This is a genomic window from Dysgonomonas sp. 521 (assembly GCF_010501055.1).
GTDB lineage: Bacteria > Bacteroidota > Bacteroidia > Bacteroidales > Dysgonomonadaceae > Dysgonomonas.
Genome location: NZ_QVMO01000007.1, coordinates 18,262 through 37,305 on the forward strand (window position 1 = coordinate 18,262; position 19,044 = coordinate 37,305).

The window sequence follows — 19,044 nt, forward strand, 5'->3', positions numbered from 1 at the left end:
GAAACGGGATGTTGTCCGAGCCGCAGGCGAGTTTCGTCCCGTTTAGCCGGCCAGCCGTTGGTGGGTCGCCGAGGGACAAAGCACTAGCCTTTTGCCTTCTTTTGGGCAATGCCAAAAGAAGGGGCAAGCCCGGGAGGGCGCGGCAGTAGCGAGCTTCGGCCAAAAGTAAGGTAAGCAATCTGTGATTGCGCGCAGAATAAAAATTAAAAGAACGATTATATTAATCATATTTTCAACTACTGATTGACATTACTTATATTATTTATCAGTTCTATCAATCCCTCCTTATTGATAATGTACATCCCCAGCCGGACATCGGACACTCCTTCTTTCAATTTGTAAGTATATGCCGGATGGCCGTCTTCTTGCCGTATATCAAAATACCCGAACTGGATATTGTCTTTTGGCTGTAATTCTTCCGCCGCCTCAACGATATGTGTGGAGATTACAAAAAAGGAGGTTCTTATCTTGGATAATGCCGAAACAATAGCCACTGTGCCATCATAAGCATCCTTTACGTTCGTTCCCCTGAACAATTCATCGAAAAGAACCATCATCCGGTTATTCGACTTCAGTTTTTCTGCGACATCCTTGATCCTCATTACTTCGGCATAGAAATGGCTGTAGCCGGAATTTAAGTTATCCGAAATATTTATTGTCGTACTTAGCCCCGACAATATCCCGAATTTCATTCCACTGGCCGGAACAGGGAAACCTACATGAGCCAGATATACCGCTATACCGAGCGCTTTCAGGAATGTAGACTTGCCCGCCATATTAGGCCCTGATATAAATAACAGATTGGAATCAACATCGAAACGGACATCATTGCCTACCGCCCCTGCCAGGAAAGGATGGAAAAGCCCCTGTATATCAAGGACGGATTGCGTATCGGGTAATATCTCCGGGTATTCCATCTGATGTTTTTCGGCTGCTTTAGCCACGGCGAAAAAAGCATCGTACTCGTACACCAGATTAAGAAAAAAGAGAATATGTTTCTTATCGGTATTACGAAACATAAAATCAAACCTCATTATATCATAAGATTTGTATCTCCTCATATCCAGAATCTCTTTATACTCCGGTTTGGAAAAGATAGCCAGTACTTCTTCATTATTCTTCAACAGATGAGCCGGCGCATCCGTTTTTGACATCTTCTGCGAAAGGGAAAGCGAAAAAGCATGTATATTTTTCAACAGGTCTATTGTAGAGGTCACACCTTTCTCTGCAAGATAGTATTCGTTCGCATTCGTACTGATTTTATCTGCAATCATCCGCTCTATAGCTGTAAACCATGAAGGCATCCGCGTAGGATGGTCGGGCTGCCGGAGATAGAACTCGGTAAAATCCAAAGCATCCTTATCCAGGCTCAGCCCTGCCGGAAAATGTTTTTGCAGGAAGGCTATGGACTCTTTACGCTCCGAAATTTGCCTGAAATCGGCCAACGGATTAGACAAGAACTCATATAGCTTACGTCTGCCGCCAACGCATTGAGTATGATTGAACAGACCGAAAACAGACGTACCGTCTTTTACTGTTTCAAATATTTCAAGGTCTTTTTTAGTCTGGTAGTCTACTTCAAATTTCATCTGTTTCATGATTATAAGGTTTTGTCAGTTCTATACAAAATAGATGCTTTATATAGCTTTTTTCCATAAACCTTATTATAATTCCTTCATATATCCTACAATGGTTTTCATTGCCGTATCCCAGTTCAGGCGTGTTTCGAAATCATTGTAAGCTGACAAAGCCAGTTCATTATAATATTTTTTATCCTCAAAGACCTTGTATATATGCTCAGCATAATCTTTCGGAGATACATCCGGACTAAGGATAATGCCATTTGTATCACTCACAATGGAAGGAATACCGCCTGTGGCTGCCGATACACACGGAACTCCATAAGACATAGCCTCGGAAAATACGATAGGCGTACAATCTGCCCGTGAGGGGATAAACAGGAAATGGCTTTGTAAAATCAGGTCTTCCACCCTTTTCATGCCTTCGGGGGTAGCTTTACTGATTCTTCCATGATTGATGATATAAGGTGGCAGATTATCCACAGGTAAGCTATCTATACCAACAATGTGTAATTCGGTCGGCAGATGCAGTTCTTCATTCAGATATTTAACGGCCTCAATCGTAATATCCCCGCCCTTGCGAAACCAGTCGACGCCAAGGAAAAGAATTTTACAAACATTTTCATCCCTCTTTTTCACAGCGTCTTTTATCTCATCCAAGGGCAAGTAGGTCGATATATTTGCACCGAAAGGAACAATCTTTACTTTAGCCGGATCTGTATTATAGTCTTTTATGGCACTATCTGCTGCCCATTGCGAACTATAGATAGCCAGACTACTGGTATCCAGTGACAGTTGCTCCATCCGGTTACCCTCCTTGATATACTGCGAGCTGAGATTTGTAAAATAGTCGTAATAATTAATCATAGACGCAAATGTAGCATCTGTATAAAAAACCTTATGCTTATCTGTTTTCAGATAAGACATCAATGTGGAACCTGGAGAAAAAAGGATATCGGCAGACGGCTTTAAACGAGCAGCAATCTGACGGGCATAACTCTTCCCAAATTCGGGAGAACGGTCTGCCCTATATATTTTACTACCTCCAAATAACCTGTTCTTTACTTTCAGTGAGAATGTCCAATCTTCCTGCAAATTTGTGATATAATCGACATTTGCATTCTGCTCCAGCTCTTTTGCTGTAAAATAAACAATACCTGACCAGTGCTTGATATCTATTGAAGGAAAATTGGTTACGTATGTTACATTCATAATCTATTCTTTTAAGTAAAGATAAAAATTATTTTATTGTCATTGGCTCCACTTTGCTCTGCCAAACGATGTTTCTGAACGAAGTGAAGAATCTCATATAACAAATATAGACGGGATGCTTCCTTCGTCAGCATGACAAAGAGAAAATAATCTTAGAGCCTGTTTGAATTTTAGCGAAAATTTTTATTACAGGTTCAGGTCAATAGTTCTTAGCAATTTTTTTATGCTCTTTTTACCGTATTTTTGGCTCCGCCGATTTTCAATTCCCTTTTTACTCTTGGTTTAGCCCGCTAATTAGCTCCGCTGACTGTTGGTTCGGCTAGCAAAAATGATAAAATCCATCTAAAAATAGCTATAAAAAAAATTTGCTATAAAATTTAAACAGGCTCTTACTTTAAAATGCAGAAGCTTTCAAGTTTAGTCCGGTGGTCTCCTCCAGCCCGAATATCAGGTTCATATTGTGTACCGCCTGTCCCGAAGCACCTTTGACAAGGTTATCTATACAGGAAAGAATCAGTAGCTTATTGCCATGCTTTTCCAGATGCAATACACATTTGTTTGTATTTACCACCTGCTTCAGGTCGATATTCTTATCGGATATAATAGTAAACGGGCTATCCTGAAAATATTCTTTGTATAATCTCTCAGCATCCTCTATCGTACCATCATAATTGAGATATGTAGAAACAAAAATCCCTCGTGTAAAATTGCCACGTACAGGGATAAAGTTAATCTCCCCTGCAAAATCCGCCTGCAACTGGCTAAGCGATTGCTTTATTTCAGTAAGATGCTGATGTTCGAATGCTTTATAAACGGATATATTATTTTCGCGCCAGCTAAAATGCGACGTAGCGGAAGGTTTCACTCCTGCGCCTGTAGAGCCTGTAATAGCATTGACATGGATTTCAGAATTTAGCTTCCCTGCCTTAGCTAAAGGTAACAGACCTAGCTGTATAGCTGTTGCAAAGCATCCGGGATTGGCTACATAATAAGATTTGCTGATTTCGTCTTTGTTCAGTTCCGGTAATCCGTAAACGAATTTATTACCTTCTGCCTTGTGCCGGTAGTCCGTAGACAGGTCTATTATCTTCAAGTGAGAGGGTATCTCGTTCGCGTCCAGAAACTTTTTGGTATCGCCATGTGCTGTACAGAAGAACAGTACATCTATTTTGTCATAAGGCAACTGGTCGGTAAAACTCATTTCTGTTTCGCCCAGCAGCCCACTATGTACATCCGTCAACTTATTTCCGGCATTGCTCGTACTGTTTACAAATATGAGTTCTACCTGCGGATGATTGAGTAATATCCTTATCAGTTCGCCGGCGGTATAGCCCGCGCCACCTATTATTCCTGCTTTTATCATTGTTATTTTATTTAACCTCAGAGTAAATTTATTTAACCACGGAGTAAAGGGAGTAACACGGAGTTTTTATAGAATATACCTCCTTATGCCATCCTTTAGTGATTTTACATTAAAATTCATTAAGAAACCGATTTCTATATCGGAAAGCTTCATATAGGTCAAAAGTTGCGCGGTATGAATATCTATCAACTCTTTCACTGATTTCAATTCTATGATTACAATTTCCTCAACTAATAAATCTATACGATAGCCTGCATCAATCTCAATTCCTTTATATTTGACAGGCAATTCTATTTGCTTTTCCACAGATAGCCCGCTTTCTGTTAATTCATAAAATAAGCATTCTTCGTAAACCTTTTCAAACAACCCCGGACCTAACTCAGAATGCACCGCATATGCACATTTTAATATTGTACCTGTTAGTTCTTCTTCTTTTATCATACAGACTCCGTGCTACTCCCTTTACTCCGTGGTTAATTAACTCTTACTAAAATTAGTCCTCTTTTCCGTTTTTCTTCTGCACACTATGATAAATCTTATTTGTCATAGCGTATATTTTTGTAAAACCTTTTGCGTCATCCGAAGTCCATGCTTTATTCATTTCGCCATATTCACCAAAGTCGGCTTTCATCAGGTCAAAGTCGCTTTCCACACCTACAAGTGTATAATGATAAGGTTTCAGTTCAATAATAACACGTCCTGTAACATTACGCTGCGAACTATCGAGCATCGCCTCAATATCACGCATTACAGGCTCAAGATACTGTGCCTCGTGAAGGAACATGCCATACCAGTTACCTACCTGATCTTTCCAGTATTGCTGCCATTTGGTAAGCGTATGTTTTTCGAGCATTTTATGCGCATTGATAATGACAAGCGGAGCGGCAGCCTCAAAGCCTACACGTCCTTTGATACCTATAATAGTATCGCCGATATGCATATCACGCCCGATAGCATAGGCCGATGCAATTTCCTCTATCTTCTGAATAGCTTTTACCTTATCTGTGTATTTTTCTCCGTTTACAGCGGCTATTTCTCCTTCTGCAAAGTCGATAGTCAATGTTTCCGAACCTTGTTTCTCCAATTGGGAAGGGTATGCTTCTTCGGGCAGGGTCTGGTCCGACTTCAACGTTTCCTTGCCTCCGATACTTGTACCCCAAAGGCCTTTATTGATAGAATATTCCATCTTTGTGAAATCAGCCTCATAACCATGCTCTTTCAAGTAGTTGATTTCATATTCGCGGGTCAGCAACATATCACGCGTAGGGGTTATAATCTCGATACCGGGAGCAAGCACATCGAAAGTCAGGTCGAAACGAACCTGGTCGTTACCTGCGCCTGTACTACCGTGCGCTACGGCATCCGCACCTATTTCTTTCGCGTAATTAATAATTGCAATTGCCTGAAAAATACGTTCCGAACTTACGGAAATAGGATATGTACCGTTACGCAGCACATTTCCGTAAATCATATATTTGATGCTCTTTTCGTAATATTCCTGTGTGATATCGAGGCTCACATGCTTAGCGGCACCCAGTTTATATGCTTTTTCTTCTATAATTTTCAGTTCGTCGGGCGAAAAACCTCCGGTATTGGCTATTGCTGTATAAACCTCATAGCCCAGATCGGCTGATAAATATTTGGCACAAAAAGATGTATCTAATCCCCCACTAAATGCTAAAACGACTTTCTTTTTCATTTTTTCAATTGCTTCTTTAAGTCTTTTATGATTGATTTTATTTCTTTCTTCTCTTTCTGCTTTTCGGGATCGAAAAGCATCGCTGTACAAATACAGTATTTACGTTCGGTACGTGTAAGCACATCATAGTTTACACACCCCTGGCAACCACGCCAGAAAGCCTCATCATCAGTCAGCTGTGCGAATGAGACAGGCACATAACCAAGCTCCGTATTGATTTTCATTACGGCAGCTCCGGATGTCAACCCAAAGACCTTCGCTTCGGGAAACATAGCCCTTGCCAATGAGAAAGCGTGCTGCTTGATCTTCTTTGCCAAGCCATGCTGCCTGAACTTTTCGACTACGATAAGCCCGGAGTTTGCAACATATTGCTTGTTGCCCCACGATTCGATATAACAGAACCCGGCAAACTCACTACCATATAACGCTATAATAGCTTTGCCTTCTTTTATTTTCAGCTCCAGGTATTCGGGACTACGTTTTGCAATCCCCGTGCCACGTACTTTTGCAGCGGCTTCTATTGTATCCAGTATAGTTTGCACATATTCGAGATGGTGCTCGTTGGCTATCTGTATTGTGATTTCTTCTTGCTCCATCGGTTTTTCTATCACAAGTTCTTCTATATTGTTCATCTTAGTAGGTCTATTCTAAATTTGCTATAAACGCAGATAATGAAGCCACAACTTCTTCCCTGCTCACATTCTCTCTGGGTATCAGCAATATGGTATCGTCGCCGGCTACCGTACCCAATATATATTTCGAAGCCTTATTATCTATCTCTCCGGCGATCCCCATCGCGTATCCCGGACGGGTTTTTATCACTGCCAACTGTCCCGAAAATTCGATGCTGGCAAATCCCAATGAGGAAAGAGGCGTTTCATCCTGCATAGCCGCTATATTTTCGGATAACTGATATGTATATCCGCCTTTTGAGGTCGGCACTTTTATTATTTTCAATTCCTTTATATCACGAGACAGTGTTGCCTGCGTTAGCTCGAATCCTCTCTCTATCAATATTTTGAGAAGCACATCCTGACTACTGACTTCATTTGTCTGCAATATTTCCTTTATAATTTTATGTCTGAATCTCTTTGTCATACGTGAATAAATATACAAAAACAATGCAAAAATATACACAATATTGCATATTAAAAAATATTAATGATAAAAAATATATAAAAATATTGATGGATGACTATTTTCTTTCGATACGGATGCCATTGCGGACTCTCGTTCTTTCGGATTTGCAATCCAATGAGACGGAGATGACAGACTTCACCCTATGTTTACAGTACATACTTTACCTCTTTAAAAGCAAAATGTCTTTCGGCATTATCTTTTGTTTCCAGAACAAGGATTCCGGAAGGTTCTATGTCTTTTATACGGGCTAGGAAATCGGTTTGCCCATCGTTGTAAAGGTGATAGCCCTCCCTTCTGAAAAGGGATCCTTTATAATGTTTTACAACTTCATCGCTTTTTCCGGCTTTTATCGCATCATAATACAATGAGATGTTACTCAACACATTGTCCAATATGTGCTCCAAGTTGTACTTAATCCCAGTAATTTGTGCCAAAGACACAGGATTAGGCGCATTACTTTTAAATTCTGCCTGGTTGATATTTATCCCGATCCCCGCTACAGATTGCCCTATGCTGTCGTCGATGAGCGTATTCTCCAGCAATATACCGCAAATCTTTTTCTCTCTCCAATAGATGTCATTCGGCCATTTTATACTAATGCCGTCTGTGTATGTTTGCAAACAACCGGCGACAGCCAGCGAGATTGCCTGAGAAAGTATAAACTGCTCCCCCGCCTTTACCATACCGGGATAAAGGATAGTGCTAAACAAAAGATTCTCGCCAGCCTCCGATTCCCAGCTATTTCCGCGTTGTCCCTTTCCCGCAGACTGGAAATCGGCCCAAACGACAAAGCCTTCATCCGGTTTTTGCTCCGAAGCAAGCTGTTTCAGGTAATTATTGGTGGAGTCTGTTTCTTTAATATGGATTATTCCGGCCACGGCTCTTCACTGTTTGGCAGATTATTATACTCCGCTTGCTTTACTTTCGGCAATTTTTTTATCACTTCATCTACCGAGTGCTGTATCAGTTCTACAATGAGCGTGTCGGGCACATCACTTTCAAGAATAATCGTATTCCAGTATTTCTTATTGGAATGATAACCCGGCATTACCCCTGTATATTGCTCGCGAAGTTCGATTGCCTTTTCGGGATCGCACTTCATATTCAGCCAGAACTCGCCGTCTCTGGATTCCAGCCCCATATAGGCGAACATCTTATCCATTACTTTATAGACTAATACATCTTCTCCAAACGGGAAACCTTCCGTAGCACCTTTTACAGACAGGCAGGCTTCACGGGCTTCTTCTATATTCATAACATTCTACTTATCTAAGTAATGCGAATCAGGGGTTGAAAGCAGCTCAACTCCTGCCTGAAAGGCAGAATCTTCCTAACCGTATGCAAGCGCAGCGTAGCTTACGCAGCAAGGGGCAATTACACTCCCCCTGCCCGAAGCGGCAGGACACACAGTATGTCCTGTCTTTCAGACAGCTGGTATTGCTCATCCTTTTTCCGCAGGTCAATGACCCGCGGTTATGAAGATTTGGCTTTTCAAGCCATTTCTCAACTACTGATTGGCATAAGTAACTATTTAAATTTTATACGAATATTTTATTATACCTTTTTCTTCGTTCATTTTTAGCCTGTTTTAGGCTGTTTTTTCCTTTCACTCAACTCAACCAGCGGTCACAGGAGCGAAGCGTATGTAAATAATCATCTCTAAAACATCTCTAAAAATTTGAACGAATAAAATTTAAACAGTTACTAATTTACCGGAGCCATAAAAGCATCATCTATATGGTCTATCTCAAATTTCCTGCCATCCCACATTACCGCAATTATATCGAAACGGGCGGGCTGGTCTATATCGTTTTCCCTGAGGTAAAAATCAGCAGCCTCAACAATCCTTCTGATTTTTCCTTTCGACACCGCGTCTTCGGGATTTTCCCAGTAATCGGAACTGCGGGTCTTTACTTCTGTGAAAATAATAAATTCTTCATTACGGGCAATGATGTCTATTTCATATTTGTCACAGACCCAATTGGTATCAATAATCTCATAGCCATTTCGCCTGAGATGGGCAACAGCTACTTCTTCTCCTTTTTTGCCTAGGTCGTTGTGTTGAGCCATAATTCAATATGCTAATTAGATAATGTGCCAATATGCCAATTAATTAGCAAATGATTACATCGCTTTGCGCCATTGGCATATTGGCACATTTTAGACTGTTAACTGTAGACTGTCGTAAATTGGAACTAAGGATGCTGTGTCTTCCGTCAAACAATATTCTACAGAATCCTGTAAGTTATTCGCTTCAAGCCGCTTGATATGTTCCGTGCGATTAATATACTCCCTTACATCCGGCTTCGCTTCTTTCCACATTGATAAAGCAACCTGCACAGCATCGGAGGAGAAAACATATCCCCTGTCGATCAGCCTTGCAGCCAACGCCCCGCCAAAAAGTGTATCTTCTATGTTGAAACGATTGTTCCATCCGGCACAAAGTACGATTACATCTTTTTGCTTATTTACGCAAAAGTCTGTCAGGGCACTGATATTGGAGAACGCGCCGATAGTCAGAATATCCGCATCGCTGGCGGCATCGATAGCTTGGGTTCCGTTTGTAGTCGTGAAAACAACTTCTTTTCCTTCTACAACTTCTTTTGCATAATCGAACGGAGAATTACCGAAATCGGCGAAGTCGCAACGTTTCACATTACGCTCGGCTCCTACCAGATAGCCTTTGGCCTTGTATGCCTGCGCCTCTTCGATGGAGGCAACGGGAATGATGCACTTCGCCCCGTTCTTCAAGGCGGCACACATGGTTGTAGTTGCCCTGAATATATCTACCACCACAACTATATAATCATTGCTGTCAGCATAGTAAGGATACAGTGCCGGAGAAAAACAAATATCTACTTTCATCCTTTTACAAAGCAGCTTTTATACGTATCAGTTTTTCCATCAATCCTTCAAGCTGGTCAAGCGGAAGCATATTCGCACCATCCGACAAAGCATTAGCCGGGTCGAAATGTGTTTCGATAAACAATCCGTCTACACCTGTAGCAATACCCGCCTTACACATGGTTTCTATCAGTTTGGGCTGGCCGCCGGTTACTCCTGACGCCTGATTTGGTTTCTGTAAACAATGTGTAGCATCCAGCACCACAGGGAATCCAAACTCTTTCATTTCGGGTATTCCACGGAAATCGACAACAAGGTCGGAATATCCGAATGATGTTCCCCTATCAGTCAGGATCACATTGTTATTGCCCGAATCCACTACTTTTTGTGCAGCAAACTGCATACCGCTTGGTGCAAGGAATTGCCCTTTCTTTATATTCACTATCTTCCCTGTTTTTGCGGCGGCAATCAGCAGGTCGGTCTGGCGGCAGAGGAATGCCGGTATCTGTAATACATCTACATATTCGGCAGCCATAGCGGCATCATGCGTTTCGTGTATATCAGTCACTGTAGGTATCCCGAAAGTATCTCCTACCTTGCGGAGTATTTTCAACGCTTTTTCGTCACCTATTCCGGTAAAGGAATCTACACGAGAGCGGTTTGCTTTTTTATATGAACCTTTGAAAACATAAGGTATATTCAACCTGTCGGTAACTGTCTTTACCTTTTCGGCAATGCGAAGTGCCATTTCTTCCCCTTCGATAACACATGGACCTGCCAAAAGGAAGAAGTTATCGTTTTTTAAGTCTGATATATTCATTTTTTATTTGTTTGATCACTAGCTCAAATACTTAGTAGCTGTTTAAATTTTATTCGTTCAAATTTTTAGAACTGTTTTAGAGATGCTTTTTTCTTCCTCGAAACGATAATAGCGGGCTATTTGAGTTGAGAGAAAGGAAAAAACAGCCGAAAACAGACTAAAAATGAACGAAGAAAAAGATATAATAAAATATTCGTATAAAATTTAAACAGTTACTTATCAAAGGTACAAACATTATACCATTTTGAGAAATTTTATTCGTGATCTAAAAGGAAAATTTGTTTGCCCACGTAAACTTGGTGAAAGGTGAAAGGTGAAGGGAGTAAGTTGTAGGAAATAGCGGGTATCTTATTATAATAACTCCTGAAATGCTGTATATAACAGATATTTTTGCGTTTTCCGTAAAAACTATCTATATTAGTCTACACTTTATGAAGGAGACAATTAACTATGGATTATTTATTAGGTAAACTCCAACAAATCGGAGTTCCGGAATCCGACATTGACGCATTAAGATATTTCAGACAAAGGGGAGTGTTTACGTTTGCAGATGAGAATTATCCCGATCGATTCTCAGAAGATATGTCTGATGGGAAAATACCCCTGATACCATTATTCCGTGATTGGGATTCTAACTATGTATGTGTATATACAGATGGCCCCTTGAAAGGAATGGTGTGCATTGAGATTCATGATATGAGAGACCTTGCTCCGGTAAGCAGGACTATCAAAAATTTCCTGAACGCGGCAAACAGATTATCGGATGAGGACGCGGAGTACTGTTATTATTACGACTTTGTACGCGATTATCAGGACGATCTGGACTTTCCGCTCACAGAAGGTAAATACATAGACCCGGCAGACAAAGAACGAAGGGAAAGATTGATAGAAATGTACAACGAAACGGATGATAAGGAAATCCGTTCCGACCTGCAAAATTCTATCTATGCGTTAACCCCGAAAGACGAGTTGGAAGATACCGTCTTAGTCCTACTCGAAAAGAAAGAGTATTTCTATAAAGCCATAGACCTGATAGACAGATACCGATACACCTCTGCCGTGGAAAAACTGATAACAATACTTGAACAAAGCAGGCTGCCCGCTTCGCAGAGAAGCAGGCTGAGATGGAGTATAAACCAATTAGCACCGGGAAGATTGCCGAGAAAGGCGTGGTGGCAGTTTTGGAAATAAGCAATGAATAAACGAGAGAAAACATATCAGCCATAAGATGAGTAACAGCTCTATAAAATTGATTTAGAAACTATACAATTATTACTTAACAATGGATGCAAAACAATTATTCAGGGCATATCAGAGTAAATATTATTTAGCAAACTGGCTTGATGAAGACGGGGAAGTGGCGCAGAGTGAGGGCAAAGTAAAATGGCATTATTGCGGGGTTAGCAAAGATTTTAAAAGTGAAATTGTAAATCAGGCAATAAACAATATGTTTACAGATGATGAAGTCTATCTGTGCATTTCATCCAATAAAAGTTCATTGGTTCCAAAAGCGCTCGCTGTCAAAGAAATTGATAATATCCTTCACAAGAAGGAAATCGGCATAATGAACCAATCATGTACAAAAATTATGCACTTCACTCTATATGGGACTTTCAAAAATGGAGTAATCAGAGAGTTCCCCAAAAGTCGGCTGAGACCCGCAGGACAACCTCTGAAGGTAGCATTCCATGCAAATATAACAGAAAAGAGCACACAGAAAGTTTCTGAGATTATTAGAAGCCGTTTTGGCAATCTCGAAATGGAGTTATGCAATGATTATGGAGGGTGTATGGAACATCTCTGGATAGATGTAGAATTGATTGAAAATCGCGACCCTTGGCCATTCCGTTTTCAGAAAAGGGTTGACAACCCAACTTCGTATACAGAACATTACTCCTACAACGTAGGTCATTATAGCGTTAAGCCGGATTTTGAAAAACTAAAAGGATTGTTATCCGATGATGCGATTTGTGCATACATATTCGGATTATTGTATGAATCTACCCAAATTTTAGTTGACAAACAGAAGAAACTGGAAGGATTTAATGCAACGGCATTCCGAACTGATTTTTTGTCCGCTTGCAAAAAGTTGGGATGCTGCATCCGTTAATTCCTTTATAAGAATGTAACTGCATAAAGAATAAAAACAGCCCCTGATAAGGAATGTGAGTGAAATAGAAATTCATTTTTGTTAAACACTGAATATTTATTGTTTTTCGATAAATATTTATTATTTTTGCAATGTGAAATAAATTAAAAGATCATTATGAAAAGAATTTCAATCGTATTCCTTCAGGCAGTCATCGTGCTTATCAGCTTGGTAGCACTTGCCTTTTTGATTTGGTTTCCCTTAACAGAGGGAAGAGCCACAAACTTAGACTTGTTCAGCATTTACTCCGACAAGTTCATTTTGTATGGATATGCAGCGTCGATTCCTTTTTTTGTAGCGTTGTACAAAGCATTCAGATTACTTGGATATATCGGACAAAACAAAGTATTCTCTGAAAATTCTGTCAAGGCCTTAAAAAGTATAAAATATTGCGCAATCGTATTAAGCATATTAATTGCAGCAGCAGGACTATACATAAAGGTATTCCACAGCAAAGATGACGACCCCGCGGGTTTTCTTGCCATGTGTATCATGACCACTTTCGTTTCTGTTGTAGTTGCAACTGCGGCTGCAATATTTGAAAAAATATTGCAGAATGCCGTAGATATGAAATCTGAAAATGACTTGACAATTTAAGGTATGGCAATTATTGTAAACTTAGACGTGATGATGGCAAAGCGAAAGATTTCTCTTAACGAACTTTCAGGAAGAGTTGATCTTACATTATCTAACCTCTCTATCTTAAAGACAGGGAAGGCAAAGGCTATCCGCTTTAGCACCTTAGAGGCAATATGCAAAGCATTAGACTGCCAGCCGGGTGACATATTGGAATATGTAGAGGATTAAGAAGCGGTTTGAATTATATAGAAACAAAGGTAAAACTCAAAATTATGAGGAAATAAGAAAAACATATTTCTGAATAAAAAAACAATAAATTGTTTGCAATATTCAAAAAAGTATTACTTTTGTACTCACATTCAAAACAAGAAACATTAGAATGAAGAATTTTTCTTATACATACTTTTTCTTTTTTTACTTTTACTTTAAAAGGTAAGACAGGATTTTGTATGAGAAAATTGAAATGAAATAAAGCAATATCAATATATAGAATCCTGTCAGGTATGACAGGATTTTTTTTATAATTAATTACAGTATGAAAAGAGTTGCAATACAAGGAGGACTGGGTGCCTATCATGGGATAGCCGCGGAGAATTTTTTCGGGGAAGAAGTAGAAATCGTCCCGTGCATCACTTTTCGAGACATCTTTGCCACCATCAAAAAAGAGCCGAACACCATCGGCATTATGGCTATAGAAAATACAATAGCCGGCAGCCTTCTGGGCAACTACGAGTTGCTCAAGGTAAACAAACTGCCCATAGCAGGAGAATACAAACAGCGCATCTCCCACTGTCTGGCAGCCCTGCCCGGCAAGACGATCCATGACATCAAGGAAGTGGAATCGCATCCGATAGCACTGATGCAGTGCACCGAATTTCTGGACACGCTCCCGGGTGTGAGAATCATAGAGCATGAAGATACGGCTCTGGCTGCAAAGGATGTGGCTGAGAAGAACCTGTCGTCTACGGCTGCAATATGCAGCACAAAGGCTGCCGAAATATACGGACTGAACATTTTAGCGAGGGGAATTGAGACTAACAAGCACAATTTTACTCGCTTTCTTATTTTTGGGAATCCGTGGGTGGTAGACGAACTGCAAAAGAATGAGGTTTTGAACAAATCATCTATTGTATTCACCACGCCACACAACGAAGGCAGCCTGTCGAAAGTATTATCCGTATTTTCTTTCTATGGCATCAACCTTACCAAGATACAATCGCTGCCTATAATCGGGCGTGAATGGGAATACCAGTTCTATGTAGACCTGACGTTCTCCGACCTGACCCGCTACAAGCAATCGCTACAGGCAATACGCCCGTTGACAAGTGATTTGAAAATGCTGGGGGAATATCCAGATGGTAAACAAAGCCCCCTTAATCCCCCAGAGGGGGAAACCCAGAGTAAAGAAATATAATTATTAACTAACTAAACAGACACCCTCTCTGTATTTCCCCTCGGGGGACTAAGGGGGCTCGAATATGGATACAATAAAACCCGCCAACCGCTTAAACTCAGTTGAAGAATACTACTTCGCAAAAAAGCTGAAAGAAGTAGCCGAAATGAATGCAGCCGGACTGAATGTTATCAGCCTGGGAGTAGGTAGCCCAGACCTGCCGCCTTCGGAAGAAACGACCAAAGTTTTGAATGAATATGCTTCAAAACCCGATACGCACGGTTATCAGCCGCATGTGGGTATCCCTGAATTCAGAAAGGCAATTGCCGGCTGGTACAAAAGGACATACAACGTCACGTTAGACCCTGCCAAGGAGGTACAGCCGCTTATCGGTTCCAAAGAGGGTATCTTGCATATCTCGATGGCTTTCCTCAATCCCGGCGACGGCGTACTGGTACCTAATCCGGGCTATCCTACATATAGTTCTGTAAGCAAGCTGGTAGGCGCTAATATCATAAACTATGACCTGGACGAAAACAGGAACTGGCAACCGGATTTCGATGCATTGGAAAAAATGGATTTATCCAATGTGAAGCTGATGTGGATTAATTACCCGAATATGCCTACCGGGGCTAATGCCACCCCCGAATTATTCGAAAAGATTGTAGCCTTTGGCAAAAAACACAATATCGTTATCGCGCATGACAATCCTTACAGCCTTATACTGAACAAGAAACCATTGAGTATATTTCAGGTGGAAGGAGCAAAAGATGTTTGCATAGAGCTCAACTCGATGAGCAAGTCACATAATATGCCGGGGTGGCGTATCGGAATGCTTGCATCCAATGCACAGTTTATACAATGGATTATGAAAGTGCTGACCAATATCGAAAGCGGTATTTTCAAGCCTATGCAATATGCAGCAATTGCAGCCCTCAACAATTCACCGGAATGGCACGAAGAAAACAATATAAAGATATACGCCGGTCGCCGCCAGTATGCCGAAGCCATTATGAACCAACTGGGCTGTACTTTCGACAAGAACCAGTCGGGCATGTTCCTGTGGGGCAAAATCCCCGCACATTACAAGGGCAGTGAACAACTAGCCGATAAGATGCTGTACGAAGCGAAAGTATTCCTTACTCCCGGATTTATTTTCGGGGATAAAGGAGAGCGCTATATACGCATATCGCTTTGTTGCAACGAAAAGATGCTGAAAGAGGCATTGGAGAGGATAAAAGAAGCCCCCTAACCCCCGCAGGGGGAATTTCTCTTCTATGAATGAAATGATTTTTAATTTATCTATTATAGGGGTTGGGAGCGCCCACCCCAATAAGATGCAAAGTAGAAAAAGTAACAGATAAAAACAGGCAAAAAGATGTCACTTTTGTCACTTTTTAGCATAGTACATGACAAAAAATATTTCACATACATTTAGAAACTGTTTTATTCCTACAAACCATCATAAGATTTGCTATAAAATTTAAACAGTTACTTAGAATAATCAAATAAACAACGAATCAATATGAAACTAGAATCAATTTTATTACCGGGTATCGACCCCAAACGCCCCCTTGTGATTGCCGGCCCATGTAGTGCCGAAACAGAAGAACAAGTAATGAACACAGCCAAACAACTGGCTGCCGATGGTATAAAAATACTGCGTGCCGGAATATGGAAGCCCCGCACCAAGCCCGGTGGTTTTGAGGGAGTTGGCAGCGAAGGGCTGGCATGGCTGAAAAGAGTAAAGCAGGAAACAGGCATGTACGTTTCTACCGAAGTTGCCACGCAGAAGCACGTTTATGAAGCCCTCAAATACGGAATAGATATGCTTTGGATAGGTGCACGTACTACAGCGAACCCGTTTGCCGTACAGGAAATAGCGGAAGCCCTTCAGGGTGTGGATATCCCCGTATTGGTAAAGAACCCTGTAAACCCCGACCTTGAACTTTGGATAGGTGCGCTGGAACGCCTGAGCAACGTAGGGCTGACCAAAATAGGAGCAATACACCGCGGGTTCAGCTCTTATGATAAAAAGATATACCGTAACCTGCCCCAGTGGCATATCCCAATCGAGCTTCAACGCCGATTTCCAGACCTGCCGATTATCTGCGACCCAAGCCACATCGGAGGAAAACGTGATTTGATACAACCTTTGTCGCAGCAAGCTATGGACCTGAATTATGACGGACTAATCATAGAAACTCACTGCGACCCCGAAAACGCGTGGAGTGACGCGGCTCAACAGGTAACTCCTGCCCGGTTGAAAGAAATACTGAGCGCACTGATTATACGTGATGGCAAACAATCTACAGAAGACCTGTCTGACCTACGTAAGCAGATAGACGAACTGGACGACCAGTTGCTCGAACTTCTGGCAAAACGTATGCGCATCTCCTGCGAGATAGGGACATTCAAGAAAGAACACAATATGACTGTCGTTCAGACCGACCGCTATGATGAGATATTACAGAAACGTATCAATCAGGCCGAAAACATGGGCATGAATCCTGATTTTATGCATACAGTTCTGGAGGCGATACACGAAGAATCTGTAAGGCAACAGGTCGTAATTTTGAACAAGTAAACACCCGGATATGAAAATACTAATACTCGGAGCCGGAAAAATGGGCTCCTTCTTTACAGATGTACTTAGCTTCGATCATGAGGTTGCTGTTTTTGACATTGACCCCAAACGGCTGAGATTCGTATACAATGTGGTGCGAATGAGCAATCCGGAGGAAATAAGGGACTTTAATCCGGAAATCGTCATCAATGCGGCAACTGTAAAATATACGATACAAGCATTCGAAATGGTCTTGCCATATCTGGACGAAACCTGTATATTATCCGACATAGCGTCTGTAAAGACAGGGCTGAGAGAATTCTATAAAAAGACAGGAAGGCCTTTTGCCTCTACGCATCCTATGTTTGGGCCTACTTTCGCTAATCTGACCGATTTAAGTACACAGAGCGCGATAGTGATATCAGAATCGAACCACTGGGGGAAGATATTCTTTAAGGATTTGTACAACAGCCTTAAACTGAATGTATTTGAATATACATTCGAAGAGCATGACGAAACAATCGCCTACTCGCTTTCCATCCCTTTTGCTTCTACATTGGTATTCGCCTCGGTTATGAAGCATCAGGATGCTCCGGGAACAACATTTAAGCGCCACATGAATATAGCCAAAGGGCTCTTATCGGAAGACGATTTCCTGTTGACAGAGATTCTTTTCAACCCCTACACTCCTGCTCAGGTAGAAGGTATACGCGCAGAATTGAAGCACCTGTTAGGCATTATTGAAAAGAAGGATAGTGCCGAAATGCTAAAATTCCTGACCAAAGTAAGGGCTAATATTGCCGAAAAAGTATAACCAACTAATAATCAAACAGAAAGACCGCATTAAAACAATGTCCTCCTGCGGTCTTTTCGCTCAAAGAGCATTCATCAACCTTACTTTAAAAACCACTCACGGTTGTATAAACCCAACCTTATTTCTTATGCCGGAATAGCCATGCAGCTAAATCCTTTTCCTTAAATGCACTATCCCAGCTATTATGGTTAACGCCTTCGTATTCTGTATATTCCACATCACAGCCTAACGATTTAAGCGCTTTATAGATATCCCTTGAGTTTTGTGCAGGAACAACAGAGTCGTCGCTACCGTGGAAAATCCACACAGCGGTACTCTCCGCATACAGCGGCAGCTTGGTCAAATCAGCTCCTCCACATATAGGGAATGCCGCGGCAAATGTATGAGGCATTCTCCATATTAACTCTAATGTACCCATGCCGCCCATAGAAAGGCCTCCGGCATATACCCGGCTTACATCCACTTTACCGGACGAGAGCCAATTATCCACAAGGGCCATAAGCGTGGTCATCGGCTGTGTAGGCACATCAGACACCCCGAATGTCAATGTCATCTTATCCGCTATCTGGTGCCTTACCACATTTGCCCAATAACTGTCTGCCGGGCATTGCGGCACTATTACGATGGCCGGATCAGACACATGGAAGTTATCGATCAGGAATTGCTCCCCATGTGTCAGCTGTTTCTGGTTATCGTTGCCGCGCTCCCCTGCCCCATGCAGGAATAGAACCAAAGGGTATGCTTTTGTTTCATCATAATCCTGAGGGAACATTACCTTGTAGGGCAATGTGTACCCGTTTACCATAAAAGACGCGGGCTTGAACTGGGCATAGCCTAAAAAGGCATAGACGAGAAAAACGAATGTAAAAAGACTCTTCTTCATAG

At 41.5% G+C, this 19,044-nt stretch carries 21 protein-coding genes; 8 read left to right on the plus strand and 13 right to left on the minus strand.

The window, feature by feature from the left end; genetic code table 11:
- Positions 1-236 precede the first annotated feature (236 nt).
- The 12 genes from D0T84_RS03590 to kdsA form a co-directional block, all read right to left on the minus strand.
- Positions 237-1,598, minus strand: a complete 1,362-nt coding sequence (locus tag D0T84_RS03590) for a hypothetical protein (protein ID WP_163306116.1) — start codon at positions 1,596-1,598, stop codon at positions 237-239.
- A 66-nt stretch (positions 1,599-1,664) separates the two neighbouring features.
- Complete coding sequence (locus tag D0T84_RS03595; RefSeq protein ID WP_163306119.1) at positions 1,665-2,792, minus strand: glycosyltransferase family 4 protein; 1,128 nt, start codon at positions 2,790-2,792, stop codon at positions 1,665-1,667.
- A gap of 394 nt (positions 2,793-3,186) precedes the next feature.
- Entirely contained in the window at positions 3,187-4,155 is a 969-nt protein-coding gene (gene argC / locus D0T84_RS03600) for an N-acetyl-gamma-glutamyl-phosphate reductase (RefSeq protein ID WP_163306121.1), read from the minus strand.
- 66 nt (positions 4,156-4,221) lie between these two features.
- On the minus strand, positions 4,222-4,596 hold the full coding sequence (locus D0T84_RS03605; RefSeq protein WP_185155681.1) for a GxxExxY protein: 375 nt from the start codon (positions 4,594-4,596) through the stop codon (positions 4,222-4,224).
- A 52-nt stretch (positions 4,597-4,648) separates the two neighbouring features.
- Entirely contained in the window at positions 4,649-5,854 is a 1,206-nt protein-coding gene (locus tag D0T84_RS03610; protein ID WP_163306123.1) for an argininosuccinate synthase, read from the minus strand.
- Positions 5,851-6,450 (minus strand): GNAT family N-acetyltransferase, encoded by a 600-nt coding sequence (locus D0T84_RS03615; RefSeq protein ID WP_221413112.1) that lies wholly within the window; start codon positions 6,448-6,450, stop codon positions 5,851-5,853. Before D0T84_RS03615 ends, D0T84_RS03610 begins: the two co-directional genes overlap by 4 nt.
- 46 nt (positions 6,451-6,496) lie before the next feature.
- Positions 6,497-6,952, minus strand: a complete 456-nt coding sequence (gene argR, locus D0T84_RS03620) for an arginine repressor (RefSeq protein WP_185155682.1) — start codon at positions 6,950-6,952, stop codon at positions 6,497-6,499.
- A 188-nt stretch (positions 6,953-7,140) separates the two neighbouring features.
- A complete protein-coding gene (locus D0T84_RS03625; protein WP_163306129.1) occupies positions 7,141-7,872 on the minus strand; it encodes a biotin--[acetyl-CoA-carboxylase] ligase in 732 nt (243 codons plus the stop codon).
- Entirely contained in the window at positions 7,860-8,249 is a 390-nt protein-coding gene (locus D0T84_RS03630; RefSeq protein ID WP_163306132.1) for an MmcQ/YjbR family DNA-binding protein, read from the minus strand. Before D0T84_RS03630 ends, D0T84_RS03625 begins: the two co-directional genes overlap by 13 nt.
- A gap of 449 nt (positions 8,250-8,698) precedes the next feature.
- Entirely contained in the window at positions 8,699-9,064 is a 366-nt protein-coding gene (locus D0T84_RS03635) for a YraN family protein (RefSeq protein WP_163306134.1), read from the minus strand.
- A gap of 90 nt (positions 9,065-9,154) precedes the next feature.
- A complete protein-coding gene (locus D0T84_RS03640; protein WP_163306136.1) occupies positions 9,155-9,859 on the minus strand; it encodes a 2-phosphosulfolactate phosphatase in 705 nt (234 codons plus the stop codon).
- A gap of 4 nt (positions 9,860-9,863) precedes the next feature.
- Positions 9,864-10,658, minus strand: a complete 795-nt coding sequence (gene kdsA, locus D0T84_RS03645; protein WP_163306138.1) for a 3-deoxy-8-phosphooctulonate synthase — start codon at positions 10,656-10,658, stop codon at positions 9,864-9,866.
- Between the two features lie 450 nt (positions 10,659-11,108).
- On the opposite strand from kdsA, the gene D0T84_RS03650 reads away from it, so the two are divergent.
- The 8 genes from D0T84_RS03650 to D0T84_RS03685 all read left to right on the plus strand — a co-directional run bounded on the left by D0T84_RS03650 (position 11,109) and on the right by D0T84_RS03685 (position 18,159).
- A complete protein-coding gene (locus tag D0T84_RS03650) occupies positions 11,109-11,849 on the plus strand; it encodes a hypothetical protein (RefSeq protein WP_163306140.1) in 741 nt (246 codons plus the stop codon).
- Positions 11,850-11,940: 91 nt separating this feature from the next.
- Positions 11,941-12,768: a hypothetical protein gene (locus tag D0T84_RS03655; RefSeq protein WP_163306142.1), complete on the plus strand. Its 828-nt coding sequence runs from the start codon at positions 11,941-11,943 to the stop codon at positions 12,766-12,768.
- Between the two features lie 156 nt (positions 12,769-12,924).
- Positions 12,925-13,404 (plus strand): DUF2975 domain-containing protein, encoded by a 480-nt coding sequence (locus D0T84_RS03660; RefSeq protein WP_163306143.1) that lies wholly within the window; start codon positions 12,925-12,927, stop codon positions 13,402-13,404.
- Positions 13,405-13,407: 3 nt separating this feature from the next.
- Positions 13,408-13,614, plus strand: coding sequence for a helix-turn-helix transcriptional regulator (locus D0T84_RS03665; protein ID WP_163306145.1), 207 nt, complete (start codon positions 13,408-13,410; stop codon positions 13,612-13,614).
- A 307-nt stretch (positions 13,615-13,921) separates the two neighbouring features.
- On the plus strand, positions 13,922-14,800 hold the full coding sequence (locus tag D0T84_RS03670) for a prephenate dehydratase (protein ID WP_163306147.1): 879 nt from the start codon (positions 13,922-13,924) through the stop codon (positions 14,798-14,800).
- A 64-nt stretch (positions 14,801-14,864) separates the two neighbouring features.
- On the plus strand, positions 14,865-16,031 hold the full coding sequence (locus tag D0T84_RS03675) for a pyridoxal phosphate-dependent aminotransferase (RefSeq protein WP_163306149.1): 1,167 nt from the start codon (positions 14,865-14,867) through the stop codon (positions 16,029-16,031).
- 273 nt (positions 16,032-16,304) lie between these two features.
- Positions 16,305-17,366 (plus strand): bifunctional 3-deoxy-7-phosphoheptulonate synthase/chorismate mutase type II, encoded by a 1,062-nt coding sequence (locus tag D0T84_RS03680; protein ID WP_163306151.1) that lies wholly within the window; start codon positions 16,305-16,307, stop codon positions 17,364-17,366.
- A 10-nt stretch (positions 17,367-17,376) separates the two neighbouring features.
- On the plus strand, positions 17,377-18,159 hold the full coding sequence (locus D0T84_RS03685; protein ID WP_163306153.1) for a prephenate dehydrogenase/arogenate dehydrogenase family protein: 783 nt from the start codon (positions 17,377-17,379) through the stop codon (positions 18,157-18,159).
- A 118-nt stretch (positions 18,160-18,277) separates the two neighbouring features.
- Here D0T84_RS03685 and D0T84_RS03690 read toward each other — a convergent pair whose 3' ends face one another.
- On the minus strand, positions 18,278-19,042 hold the full coding sequence (locus D0T84_RS03690) for a dienelactone hydrolase family protein (RefSeq protein ID WP_163306155.1): 765 nt from the start codon (positions 19,040-19,042) through the stop codon (positions 18,278-18,280).
- Positions 19,043-19,044 lie beyond the last annotated feature (2 nt).